Below are 13,607 nucleotides of genomic sequence, written 5' to 3' on the forward strand. Positions count from 1 at the left end.
CTGGTGGCGGTGGCCAAACGGTCGGCCTTCGTCGACGGCCTCATGCCGATAGTGCGCAGCACGGGCCAATACAGGCTGTGGAACGAAGACCTGGCAAGCTACCGTCATGCCCACCCTTTGCCTGAAACCCTGGTGCCGCGCAGCGATGGCTTGTATGAGGATGCAGGCGCGCTGTGGCTCAGGCATGAAGGGCAGACCTATCAGGTTCAGCAGCGCGATGGGCGCTGGGTTATGGTGCACCCGCAGCGTGCCGAAGCCTACTCGCCCGGCCTGGAAACCAATGGCGAAGGCGCCTGGCGCCTGCCTGGCGAGCATGCGCTGCAGTGGGCGGGCAATGCCCTGCTGGTGCGGCGCCTGGGCCCGCTGGCCGAAGGGCTGAGCGATGCGCAGATCGACCAGGTCATGGTGATTGCCGGTATGGACGAGGCGCGTTTGCGCGGCCTGCACGTGGAGAACCGGGGCATGCCGGTTCGCCTGCGCGATACCCTGGTCCGCTTCGGTATCGATACGCGCATCTCGACATTCTTCGAGCGCCTGCACCGGCAAACCGATGCCCAGGGCCTGGACCCTGAGCTCCATGCCTTCTGCAGAGAGCATCTGCAGGGTGTCGAAGACGCGGGGCAGGACTCGGAGCTCGATCACATCTGGGAGCAGATGCCGCGCTTGCGCTTCGAACTGTTCGAGCACCTTGAGGCGGCCACGCTGACCGCTGCCGATAGCCGTGTGAGCCTGTTGCAACGTGACTTTCCCGGGCTGGCGCGACGCTATGCCCAGGCGCTGGCAGAGCAGGCCGATGCCACGCAGCGCCAGATGATGGATCAGACTCGGCGCATTCCCCTGGCGGTCGCCGAGCAGGCACGCCACACCTTGCGTGAGGCGCGATTGAGCAGGGCGCTGGAGGGGTTGTGCCTGCAGAACGTGCACAGTGACGACAGCGTGGGCCTGGCCTTCGGCTTGCTGCGACGCATGCCGGCCTGGCCCGACGGGCTGAACCTGGAGCTGCGCGAAGGTTCGTCCAGCGGGCGGGTGATCGAGCGCCAGTTGTCACTCAGCGATACCCGCCAGACCCGCGTGCTGGTGCGTCGCGACGGGCAGTTTTCGGTGTACGACACTGAAGGCTACGAGCTCGACGACGAGATCCCGGCGCCCCAGGGGATGTTCGAGGCGATTGCCTGCTGCCTGACGCGCGAGCAGCGTCGCGCCCTGGGCTGGACGCGTCATGACAGCGCGGCACAAATGCGCCAGGCCCTGGCTGCGCGGGCCCTGGCCAATCCCTCCGAGGCCGCGCAACTGATCGGACAGGCGCGCTCGACCGGGCGCTTCAGCCCGCCCCAGCGCTTGCCCGACGGTCGCATCGGGTATCCGCTCAGTGGCCGGGGCAGTGCGACACGACGGTCCCTGGTCAGTGTGGTGCGTGTGCTGTTCCCGGGCTATGACCAACTCCAGATCGATGTGCTTCTGACTGAACTGCAGGGGGGCTCGGTTGAACCGATGACGGCACTGATGCGCCTGCTGGACCAGTACCAGCGCCTCGATGCGAGCCTGCAGCTGTGGTGTCGGGAGGTCTTTGGCCAGTCCCGCGAGTGGCGACGCCTGGTGGCCGATGAGCTGCGCCGGTGCTGGCGACGACAGACCGATCGCGTGACCAATGGGGGTGGCACGCTGATCGGCTATCGTCTGAACCTGGTGGCGATGCCGGTGGGGCATCTGCCGCCGCTGGGGGCCGGTATCGATTTTTCCCACGTGATAGACCTGAGCCTGGTGGGCATGGGGCTGACCGAGCTGTCGAACAGCTTCCTGCAACGCTTTGTCGGCGTGCGCTGGCTCAACCTGGCCAACAACCGCTTCGGGCGCATACCGCCTGCCTTGAACGGCATGAACTGGTTGCGTGAGGTGAACCTGAACCTCAACCAGATCAACCTGCGCAACACCGGGGTCAATACCCTTGCGTCCCTGCATCGGCTTGAAGTGCTGAACCTGGACAACAATCCCATCGAGATCCTGCCGAACATGGCCGGCATGTACAACTTGCGCCACGTGTGGTTGCGCAGCACGCGCCTGCAGCTGTTCCCGACCGGGTTGCTCGAATGTCCGTTTCTGGATGTGGTCGACTTGCGCGACAACCTCATCACCCAGTTGCCGGAGACGTTCTTCGTGCCCGAGTCGCTGAACATCTACCTGCTCCAGCGTAACCCCCTGCCGCAGGCCACCTGGGACCGCATCAACGATCTGCAGCAGTTGCTGCCCGTGGTGGAGGCTGCGGCCGGTGTCATGGTACGTGCTGAAACGACTGCGCAAGCCCGCGCACTGTGGCTGGAGCTGGCGAACGAGGCGCAGCTGGATGTGCGCAGCCGTTACTGGGACAGCCTGATTGCAGAGCCTGGCGCCGCAGACTTCTTCCAGTTGCTGACCGAACTGACCGGGTCGGCGGATTTCCAGCATACCCGGGCCGAACTGGACCAGCGCGTGTGGCGCATGCTCGAGGCGATGGCGCAGCACACGGCGCTGCGCGAGGAACTGTTCGAGCTGGCGGCCAGCCCGACCACGTGCGTGGACAGCGTGTCGTCCACCTACAGTGCGCTCGAAGTGCGGTTTTTGCTGTTTCAGACCGTGCGCGCAGACAGCCCGAACGAGCAGCAGGGCGAAGCGTTGCTCGCCTTCGCGCGGCGTCTGTTTCGTCTTGAACAGGTCGAACAGTTCGCGCGTGCCGACATCCAGGCCAGGACGCAGGAGGCGCGTGGGGTGGACGAGGTCGAGGTGAGCCTGGCCTATCGCACCCGTCTGGCCGCTGCACTGGACCTGCCCGGGCAACCGCGCAACATGCAGTTCGCCGAAGTGGCCGCCGTGGCACCGGCACAGATACACGAGGCCCAGCGGGTCGTGCTGGCTGCCGAGCAGACCGACCAGCTGGCAACGTTCATCAGCGGCCGGGATTTCTGGCTGGCCTACCTGCGCCAGGCTCACGAAGGCGAGTTCGAGCAGGTCGAACAACCGTTCTGGGATCGACTCGAGGTGCTGGCCGCGCAACAGGGCACGCTGCAGGAAGGGGTGTACCTGACGCGAATGAACGCATTGCGCAGCGAACGCGAGGCGGCAGTGCAGGTGCTGGCATTGCGCCTGACCCAGGCGGCGCTGGAGGCTGCCGCGCCGCCTGCGGGCTAGCGCCGGGGGCTGTGCAGGCAGTGGCCAAACCAGTCATCCAGATTGACAGCTTTGGCCATTGTCGCTGCGCGCTGGTGGCGCGACTATCGTCAGATCATTCGTTCTATTCCAACAATAAGAAACGAGGAGTCTGGCAATGCGTGATTACCACGACGCGCAGCGTGCTTTCGATTACCTGCACACTGCCGATGCCGTGCTGGCGGGCAACCTGGGTGCGCTCAACGCCTGCGTCGAGTGTTGCGACCGGCACGCCGCCGAGGGCGGCGTGGCCTTGTACTGGGAGCGCCACGACGGGGCCTGCGCGCAGTACACCTTTGCCGACCTGCAGCAGCGCGCCGCACGCCTGGCCAATGTGCTCAAGGCGCAAGGCGTGGGGCCGGGCGACCGGGTGGCGGGGCTGCTGCCGCGCACCGTCGAGCTGCTGGTCACGGTGCTCGCCACCTGGCGACTGGGGGCGGTCTACCAGCCCCTGTTCACTGCCTTCGGGCCCAAGGCCATCGAGCACCGCCTGCACAGTTCCGGCGCCCGCGTGGTGGTCACCGACCGCACCAACCGCCCGAAGCTCGACGAGGTCGAGGGCTGTGCGCGGATCATTACCGTCGATGCCCAGGCCGGCAGCGGCGACCTGGATTTTCACACTGCCCTCGACGCTGCCAGCGCCGACTGCGCGCCTGTGCTGTTGTCCGGGGAGGCCCCCTTCCTGCTGATGTTCACCTCCGGCACCACCGGCCCGGCCAAGCCGCTGGAGGTGCCGTTGCGGGCCATCGTGGCGTTTCAGGGCTACATGCGCGACGCCATCGACCTGCGCCCCGAAGACAACTTCTGGAACCTGGCCGACCCCGGCTGGGCCTACGGCCTGTACTACGCCGTCACCGGGCCGCTGGCGCTGGGCCAGGCCACCACCTTCTTCGACGGCCCGTTCAGTGTCGAAAGTACCTGCCGGGTGATCGACAAGTACGCCATCACCAACCTGGCCGGGTCGCCCACGGCCTATCGCATGCTGATCGCTGCCGGCCAGGCCTTCGCCGAGCCGATCAAGGGCCGCCTGCGGGTGGTCAGCAGCGCCGGCGAACCGCTCAACCCGGAAGTGATCCGCTGGTTCGCCGAACACCTGCAGGTGCCCATCCACGATCACTATGGCCAGACCGAACTGGGCATGGTGCTGTGCAACCACCACGGCCTGCGTCACCCGGTGCACCTGGGCTCGGCCGGCTTTGCCATCCCGGGTCATCGCATCGTTGTGCTTGATGAACAGCAGCACGAACTGCCGCCCGGCCAGCCCGGCATCCTCGCGGTGGACCGCGAGCAGTCACCGCTGTGCTGGTTCGGTGGCTACCACGGGGTGCAGACCAAGGCCTTCGTCGGCAAGTACTACCTCAGCGGCGACACGGTGGAGCTGAACCAGGACGGCAGCATCAGCTTTGTCGGGCGCAGCGACGACGTGATCACCACCTCCGGGTATCGGGTCGGGCCGTTCGATGTGGAAAGCGCGCTGATCGAGCACCCGGCGGTGATCGAGGCCGCCGTGGTCGGCAAGCCGGACCCGGAGCGCACCGAACTGATCAAGGCGTTCGTGGTGCTGGCCAGCGGCGTGGAGGGCACGCCGGAGCTGGCCGAAAACCTGCGCCAGCATGTGCGCCAGCGCCTTTATGCACATGCCTACCCGCGCGAAATCGAATTTGTCGGCGAGCTGCCCAAGACCCCGAGCGGCAAGCTGCAGCGTTTCATCCTGCGCAATCAGGAAATAGCCAAACAACACACCGCGCCGGCGCCCGTCGCCAGCGCCTGAGGACCCCTTATGCAAATTGCCAACAAGAACTTCATCGTCAGCGGCGCCGCCTCCGGGCTGGGCGCCGCCACCGCCGAGATGCTGATCGGCGCCGGTGCCCAGGTGATGCTGGTGGACCTTAACGCCGAGGCCGTTGCAGCCAAGGCGCAAGCCCTGGGTGACAAGGCCCGTTTCGCCGTGGCCGACATCAGTCAGGAGGCCCCGGCCAAGGCCGCCGTGGACGCGGCCGTCAGCGCCTTTGGCAGCCTCCACGGGCTGGTCAACTGTGCCGGCATCGTCGGCGCCGAGAAGGTCCTGGGCAGGCAGGGGCCGCACGGCCTGGACAGCTTCAGCCGGGTGATCAACGTCAACCTGATCGGCAGCTTCAACCTGCTGCGCCTGGTGGCAGCGGCCATGGCCGAAGGCGGTGCCGACGCCGACGGCGAGCGCGGGGTGATCATCAATACCGCCTCCATCGCCGCCTATGACGGGCAGATCGGCCAGGCGGCCTACGCTGCCTCCAAGGGCGCGATTGCCAGCCTGACCCTGCCGGCCGCCCGCGAACTGGCGCGCTTCGGTATCCGCGTGATGACCATCGCGCCGGGCATCTTCGAAACCCCGATGATGGCCGGCATGACCCAGGTAGTACGCGACTCGCTGGCGGCCGGTGTGCCGTTCCCGCCGCGTCTGGGGCGCCCGCAGGAGTACGCGGCGCTGGCGCGTCACATCATTGAAAACAGCATGCTCAACGGCGAGGTGATCCGCCTCGACGGTGCCTTGCGCATGGCTGCCAAGTAATTCAGGAGAACCGCATGAGCATGTCCCATGATCCCATCGTAATCGTCAGCGCCGTGCGCACGCCCATGGGCGGCCTGCAGGGCGATCTCAAAAGCCTGACTGCACCGCAACTGGGCGCTGCCGCCATTCGCGCAGCCGTCGAGCGTGCGGGCGTGGCTGCCGACAGCGTCGACCAGGTGCTGTTCGGCTGCGTGCTGCCAGCCGGTCTCGGCCAGGCCCCGGCACGCCAGGCGGCCCTGGGGGCCGGCCTGGACAAAGGCACCACCTGCACCACCCTGAACAAGATGTGCGGCTCGGGCATGCAAGCCGCGATCATGGCCCATGACCTGCTGCTGGCCGGTACCGCCGAGGTGGTGGTGGCCGGCGGCATGGAGAGCATGTCCAACGCCCCGTACCTGCTGGACAAGGCGCGCAGCGGCTACCGCATGGGGCACGGCAAGGTCATCGACCACATGTTTTTCGACGGTCTGGAAGATGCCTACGACAAGGGTCGCCTGATGGGCACCTTTGCCGAGGACTGCGCCCAGGCCCAGGGCTTCAGCCGCCAGGCTCAGGACGACTTTGCGATTGCCTCGCTGACCCGTGCGCAACAGGCGATCGAGAACGGCAGCTTTGCCGCCGAGATCGTGCCGGTGGAGGTGACCGAGGGCAGGCAGACCCGCCTGGTCAGCCACGACGAACAGCCGCCCAAGGCCCGCCTGGACAAGATCGCGCAGCTCAGGCCGGCGTTTCGCGAAGGCGGTACGGTCACGGCAGCCAACTCCAGCTCGATTTCCGACGGTGCGGCGGCGCTGGTGCTGATGCGCAGGTCCCAGGCCGAGCAGCGCGGCCTCAAGCCACTGGCGGTGATCCACGGGCATGCGGCGTTCGCCGACGAGCCTGCACTGTTCCCCACCGCGCCGATCGGCGCCATCGATGCGCTGCTCAAGCGCACCGGCTGGAGCCTGACCGAGGTCGACCTGTTCGAAATCAACGAGGCGTTCGCGGTGGTCACCCTGGCGGCGATGAAGCAGCTGGACCTGCCCCACGACAAGGTCAACATCCACGGTGGCGCCTGCGCCCTGGGCCACCCCATCGGTGCATCGGGCGCACGTATTCTGGTGACCCTGCTTGCCGCGCTGCGCCAGAAGGGCCTGCGCCGCGGCATCGCGGCCATCTGCATCGGCGGTGGCGAAGCCACGGCCATGGCTGTCGAGTGTCTGGACTGAGGTGCGCCATGCTAGTCAACGATGAACAACAGCAGATCAGCGACGCCGTTCGCCAGTTTGCCCAGGAGCGCCTGCGGCCGTTTGCCGAGCAGTGGGACCGCGAGCACCGCTTCCCGCGGGAGGCTATCGAGCAGATGGCCGAGCTGGGCCTGTTCGGCATGCTGGTGCCGGAGCAGTGGGGCGGCAGCGACACCGGCTATGTCGCCTACGCCATGGCCCTGGAGGAAATCGCCGCCGGCGATGGTGCCTGCTCGACCATCATGAGCGTGCACAACTCGGTGGGCTGCGTGCCGATCCTCAAGTTCGGCAGCGAGCAGCAGAAGCAGCAGTTTCTGACGCCGCTGGCCACGGGCGCGATGCTCGGTGCCTTTGCCCTGACCGAGCCCCAGGCGGGCTCCGATGCCAGCAGCCTGAAAACCCGTGCGCGCCTCGAGGGCGATCACTATGTGCTCAACGGCTGCAAGCAGTTCATCACCTCGGGGCAGAATGCCGGCGTGGTGATCGTGTTCGCGGTGACCGACCCGGCAGCCGGCAAGCGCGGCATCAGTGCCTTTATCGTGCCCACCGACTCGCCTGGCTACCAGGTGGCGCGGGTGGAGGACAAGCTCGGCCAGCATGCCTCCGATACCTGCCAGATCGTCTTCGAGAACGTGCGTGTGCCGCTGGCCAATCGCCTGGGCGAGGAGGGCGAGGGGTACCGGATCGCCCTGGCCAACCTGGAAGGCGGGCGCATCGGTATTGCCGCGCAATCGGTGGGCATGGCGCGGGCCGCGTTCGAGGTGGCACGTGACTATGCGCGCGAACGCGAGAGCTTCGGCAAGCCCCTGATCGAACACCAGGCGGTGGCGTTTCGCCTGGCCGACATGGCCACGCGCATCGCCGTGGCCCGGCAGATGGTGCATCATGCCGCCGCCTTGCGTGATGCCGGGCGCCCGGCGCTGGTGGAGGCCTCGATGGCCAAGCTGTTTGCTTCGGAAATGGCCGAAAAGGTCTGTTCCGATGCCTTGCAGACCCTGGGCGGTTATGGCTATCTGAGCGACTTCCCGCTGGAGCGGATCTACCGTGACGTGCGGGTTTGCCAGATCTACGAAGGCACCAGCGACATTCAGCGCATGGTCATTGCGCGCAATCTTTGAAGGGAGCAGCTTGCATGAGTTTCGAAACCATTCTGTTGGACATCCGTGGCAAGGTCGGCCTGATCACCCTCAACCGGCCCCAGGCGCTCAACGCCCTCAACGCGCAGATCGTGCGCGAGCTGAACCAGGCGCTGGACCAGCTCGAAGCCGACCCGAACATCGGCTGCGTGGTGCTGACCGGTTCGGAGAAAGCCTTCGCCGCCGGTGCCGATATCAAGGAAATGGCCGAGCTGAGCTACCCGCAGATCTACATCGACGACCTGTTCAGCGACAGCGACCGCATCGCCAACCGCCGCAAGCCGATCATCGCCGCGGTGTCCGGCTTCGCCCTGGGCGGTGGTTGCGAGCTGGCACTGATGTGCGACTTCATCCTGGCCGCCGACAATGCCAAGTTCGGTCAGCCTGAAATCAACCTGGGCGTGTTGCCGGGCATGGGCGGCACCCAGCGCCTGACCCGCGCGGTGGGCAAGGCCAAGGCCATGGAGCTGTGCCTGAGCGGGCGCATGATGGGGGCCGAGGAGGCCGAGCGTGCCGGCGTGGTGGCGCGTATCGTGCCCAAGGAGCAACTGCTCGAGGAGGCCCTCAAGGTGGCGGCACAGATCGCCAGCAAGTCGGTGCCGGTGGCGATGATGGTCAAGGAGAGCATCAACCGTGCTTTCGAGGTGAGCCTGTCCGAAGGCGTGCGCTTCGAGCGCCGGGTGTTCCATGCCGCGTTTGCCACCGAAGACCAGAAGGAAGGCATGGCGGCGTTCATCGCCAAGCGCGAGGCCCAGTTCAAGGACCGCTGAGCAACATCTACCACCTGCCCGGCAGGGCGTGACGCTGTACTGCGGCTTCTTTACTCACAAGGAAGTCGCATCATGGATGCAGCAGATACGCTTTTCGGGCAGTTGGCCACACACGCTTCGCTGTGCGGCCCCATCGGCCGCCAGATGGTCACCCGGCCCTCGTTGCACGCCGTGGCTGCGCAGGTGTGCGCGCAGCAATGGCAGGTGCGCGGGATCAAGGGCCCGGCGCCATCGGCCTTGACCCTGGTCAGGGGGCGGCCGGGGCAGGGCGCGCGGCTCGATACGCTGGCCGATGCCCTGATACGGCGCTATTGCGAACGCACCTGCCTCAACCTGGCCAGCGGGCTGGACTACCTCACCCTGCAGCGCGGCGCCGAGTATCCGCAGGCCGCCGATGTCGACCTGCACGCGGTCGAAACCCTGCTCAATGAATGCGGGCCGTTGCTGCTCGATGAATACAAGCGTGTGCTCAGCTGTTACTGGGGCCAGGCCGAGCCGGGCCAGACCGCGCGCTGGGACTGGCTGGCCGATTACCTCAAAAGCCGTTTTTCCAGCGCCTGCGAACTGGCCCGAGGGGCTGGCGTGCTGGACGGGCTGGAGCTGGCCACGGCGACGATGGTCGGCATCTATCCACGGGCGACGCAGCGCGCGCAGTTCGGCAACGGCGCGGATGTACGCGTGTCGCTGCTGTGCCTGGATGCCGAACCCGGTGGCGGGCTGGACCCTGAACTGGCCAGCGCGGTGCTGATCGAGCGCCAGGTGCTCGGCCAGTTGCGCACTGTCGTGGTGCTCTACACCCTGGCGGGTGGGCTGTATCGCTTCGATTCGCGCCAGGCACTGCTGGAGGCATTGGCCAGGGGCTGGGGCGCGCAGGCTTCGGGCACCTTCAAGCTCAACCTGTACCAGACCGAACTGTCGATTTTCCAGGCCCAGGCGCGGTTGTTGTTCGAACAGCAATTGCGCCTGATCGATGCCATCGCCGCAGCACCTCTCGATTCGCAGGTCGACCCGGTGCAGACGCTGGTCGCGCGCCTGGACGAAGCCACCTCGCTGGTGCAGGTGTGCGATGTGAGCGAGCGCCAGACCCTGGCCAGCCTGCGCGGGCTGTTGCCGACGTGGTTGCGCGACGCTGACGAGGCGCCGCGCCTGCAGTACACCGAGATGCTGGTGCGCCTGGCGCGGGCGCAGCAGCGCAGTGGCGGGCAGTCGTTCCTGCATGACCTGCCGGGCATGCCGGAGTACGCCTGGGCCCAGTGGCAGGCGGCGGTGCATGCCGGGCACCCGGGATTTACCCGTGCCGAGCTGGAGGATGTCGAGCTGGTCAACCGCCAGGTGATTGCCGGCGCCGGCGGCAGTGGGGGGGATTTTGCCCCGGCGGGCAGCATTCGCGAGGTGACGCTGAACCTGGCCCAACTGGCGGTGGGCAACCTGGGGCTGCTCAGGGCAGGCAGCGTCACCTTGCGCAGCCGCAGCGGCGCAGTGCTGCCGACATGGCTGGATCTTGCATTCATCAAGGCCCAGGTCACCCGCCTGGACGTGGGCCAGACCTACCCGGACCTGTTGCAGCACAGCCTGCTGGATGACCCTGTGCAGTCGGCCAGTCGCCAGCAGCTGTTCGTCGATCAGTTGCGCGAACAACTGCCGATGCTGGTGCTGGAGTATTACCTGCGTCAACGCGAAGGGGTCAGTGCACTGAGTGCCCGGCGGATCACGGCACTGTGCCGTGGCGAGGAAACCGACGCGGTGCTGCGTCCGTTGGGCCTGTTGCGCGAGGCGGGTGCACACCCCGATGTCGCGCTCAATGCTTACTTGGTCGAGGGCCGCGACCCGCGCCAGGGGCCGTGCCTGCTGTATCGCCCACTGCACCGCGAGCCGCTGCAGGAGTTCAGCTCGCGCCAGGCCCTGTTCGAGCGGTTGTGCGAGCCCGGCGCGCTGCACGACGATCTGCTGGCGCGGCTGCCTGCCAAGGCACAGCCGGTGTACGCGCGTGGCGGGCTGGAGCAGCCGCATACGGTGCGCTTTCTGCCCGGCTCGGACTTCGCTCCCCTTCAGGTGCCGGCCCCGGCGTCGTTCAGCGACGCGCTGATCGATGGCGACCCGCTGGTGCATCTGTACCGTAGCTGCGCCCAGGAACTGGTGGCCCGCGCCCGGGCCGGCTCGCAGTCATCCAGCGAACAGCGCTGGGCGGCCTATGCCGAACTGGGCTGGCTGATGTTCAACACGCTGTTGCCACTGTGCAATGGCCCGGTTGCGGTGGCCGGCTGGCTGGTGCAACTGACGGCAGGCCTGCGCGATACCTTGCAGCAACACCAGAGCGAGGGTGACGGGCAGCTGGCGGGATGGTTGTTCAACCTGGCGCTGACGTTGCTGGCGAGCAGGACCGACACCACCCGTCTCAAGCTCTCAACCCCTGCGCAAAGGGGCGAGTCGCCGCTGGCCCAGGTGCTGGAGCCCGAGTTCGGCCATGCCCTTGCTTCGCCCTCGGGCCAGGCGCTGGACAGCCTGGATTTCAGCTGGGCAGCGGCGGCGGACCGACTGAGCGGCGAACAGCGCGCGCGGCTGGTGCCCCTGCAGCGCGTGCAGGGCCGCGAGGGGCTGGGGGCACCGATCAGCCACGGGCCCTGGCAGGGGTTGTACCTGCATGAGGACCGTCTGTGGGTGGGTGTCAGCGGGCAGGTCTACCCCGTGGTGGAGGAGGATGCCGGCCTGCGAATCCGCGACGCGCAACAGCGTCCCGGGCCCTGGCTGCGGCACGCCGCCGATGGCAGCTGGCAGTTCGACCTGGGCTTGCGCTTGCGTGGCGGCATGCCGCTGAATCGGCGCATCCAGCAGTTGCGCCTGGCCAACCAGGCTCGCGTGGAGGTTCTGCAGAAGGAACTGGACGACTACCAGCCGGTGCGCCAGGCCAGCGCCTTGCAGCTCAAGCGCGATCTGGACGAGGTGGTGAAACAGGAGCCGCAGCCCTCGGCCGAGCGATTGCAGCGCTATGTGGATGATCTGCGACGGCACGGGCAGGGGCTGGCCAAGGCGCGCGAAAGCCATGCGCAACTGAACCAGCTTAAAACCCTGGCAAACTTTCGCGCCCAGCAGGGCAACTACCTGTTCGAGGAGTCCAGCATTACCGTGCAGTTGCTGTACGCCTTGCGAAGCCTGTTCATGCATAACAAGGACGGCATAAACAACCTTCGCGGCGGCCAGGGTCAGGACCGTCTGCGCGAACTGGTGCTGGAAGGCACTTCGCCCACCTATCGGCAACTGGTGGTGCTGCTCGAAGGGGCCAAGACCCTGACCGAGCAGATCATCGACTGCTATCAGGCCCTCGATCGCCTGACCGGGCAGCTGCGCCAGATCCTGCCCGGCGGCCCGGCCCAGGCAAGCAGGATCGAGGCGATGCGCGGTGAAGAGCTGGCAGTCCAGGCCTGGCGTTCGTCCCAGATCAACATGCTGGGGGTGTTGGTGCTGCAGGCAGACCGCGGGCACGCCGGAGGCGAGGGTATCTACGAGACGGTGTTGTCTGCCCGATTGGGCTTGCAACTGGAGCTCGAGATGGGCGGGGCGTTCACCGATCAGGAACGGGTGCAGATGCTCGACAGCAGTGTGCGCCACTATGCCAGTGCACTGCAGGGCACCCAGCTGTACAAGGCCTCCAGCGCGGTTTTGCAGGGGGCGGCACAGGTGGAGGAGTACCAGCAGGTGCTGCAGGCCCTGCATGATGCTGCCCAGAAGCGACTGGCCGGGCTGATTCGCGACCTGCCACGCCAACCTTCGGCGCCACCGGCCTCAGGCAGCCGCTCGCGCACGTTGATACGCACCCGCAACCGCGGCGTGGTGGTGGGCCAGCAGCGTCGGCTGGCAGGGGCCGACAGCGACGTGGTGGTGGTGATCGACCCGGTGGAACAGCGCGAGCTGGCCCGCTACGAGGAAACCGCCGAGGCCGGTATCTGGCAGCCGGTGGAGCGCCCCCGCCCAGCACCTGCGCGCGCCACCCAGGCGCAGTTGCCGGGCTTGCTGGAGCGCTCCACGCGGTTGCTGAACGACTCGACGCAGCAGCTCAGGCGCGCCGTCGCCCAGGCCAGGACCGCCATGCTTCCGGTGGAGATGGAAGAAATCCTGACGCACCAGGCGCGCCCGCTTGACGAGCTGGCCCGGCAGATCGAACAGGCATTGACTGCCGGCAACGACACCGACCGGTCTGCTGCCGGCCAGGATGCGGCGCTGCAAGCCAAGGCCCTGCTCGAGCAGGCCAAGCATCTGCGTGATGAAGGGCGGCGTCTGCGTGTGCAGATGACCCTGGCACAGTTGCCGACGGTCAGTCGGGTGGCCTACCTCAAAGCCCAGGGCGAGGTCAGCCTGCACAGGCTCCAGCCGCGCAAGCCCACGCGAAAACGCAAGGGCCATGCCCAGGATTTCCTCCAGGAGTACGAAATCCACGACAAGGCGGGGCAGTTGCTGTGGGTGGCACACTTTCATTACGCGACCCTGGACGCAGAGCCTGGGCTGTACACCGCGGCGCATCTGAAAACCGCCGCACAGCGGTTCGAGGGGGGGCAGTACCAGTTGCCGGCAGACGCCGACAATGAGCGCGTGATCCAGATCTACCGCAGCCAGATCGACAGCCGCTCGGCCCGGGCGCTGTTCCTGGACCTGTAGCGGCGCCCGCGCCTACTACCAAATGACGAGTTGTCCTCTGCCAAAGGGCGATTCGTCAGCCGCCCCGGGCTGCCTAAGATCCGTACACCGCCTGTCG

7 protein-coding genes are annotated in these 13,607 nt (G+C 66.9%); all 7 read left to right on the forward strand.

Annotation, left to right across the window (positions count from 1 at the left end; genetic code table 11):
• On the forward strand, positions 1-3,162 hold a 3,162-nt coding region (locus tag JZZ72_RS22760), incomplete at its 5' end, for an NEL-type E3 ubiquitin ligase domain-containing protein (RefSeq protein WP_210015189.1).
• 136 nt (positions 3,163-3,298) lie between these two features.
• Positions 3,299-4,951 carry an AMP-binding protein gene (locus tag JZZ72_RS22765; RefSeq protein ID WP_054915718.1) on the forward strand — a complete coding sequence of 551 codons (1,653 nt, stop codon included), beginning with the start codon at positions 3,299-3,301 and terminating at the stop codon, positions 4,949-4,951.
• A gap of 9 nt (positions 4,952-4,960) precedes the next feature.
• Positions 4,961-5,728, forward strand: coding sequence for an SDR family NAD(P)-dependent oxidoreductase (locus JZZ72_RS22770; protein ID WP_210015190.1), 768 nt, complete (start codon positions 4,961-4,963; stop codon positions 5,726-5,728).
• 14 nt (positions 5,729-5,742) lie between these two features.
• On the forward strand, positions 5,743-6,936 hold the full coding sequence (locus JZZ72_RS22775; protein WP_054915720.1) for an acetyl-CoA C-acyltransferase: 1,194 nt from the start codon (positions 5,743-5,745) through the stop codon (positions 6,934-6,936).
• 8 nt (positions 6,937-6,944) lie between these two features.
• Positions 6,945-8,072, forward strand: a complete 1,128-nt coding sequence (locus JZZ72_RS22780) for an acyl-CoA dehydrogenase (protein ID WP_043860115.1) — start codon at positions 6,945-6,947, stop codon at positions 8,070-8,072.
• A gap of 14 nt (positions 8,073-8,086) precedes the next feature.
• Complete coding sequence (locus tag JZZ72_RS22785) at positions 8,087-8,860, forward strand: enoyl-CoA hydratase (RefSeq protein ID WP_043860114.1); 774 nt, start codon at positions 8,087-8,089, stop codon at positions 8,858-8,860.
• Between the two features lie 72 nt (positions 8,861-8,932).
• Entirely contained in the window at positions 8,933-13,510 is a 4,578-nt protein-coding gene (locus JZZ72_RS22790) for a hypothetical protein (protein ID WP_210015191.1), read from the forward strand.
• The last annotated feature ends 97 nt before the right edge of the window (positions 13,511-13,607 follow it).

Origin of the sequence: Pseudomonas palmensis, assembly GCF_017848315.1 — a bacterium.
Taxonomy (GTDB): domain Bacteria; phylum Pseudomonadota; class Gammaproteobacteria; order Pseudomonadales; family Pseudomonadaceae; genus Aquipseudomonas; species Aquipseudomonas palmensis.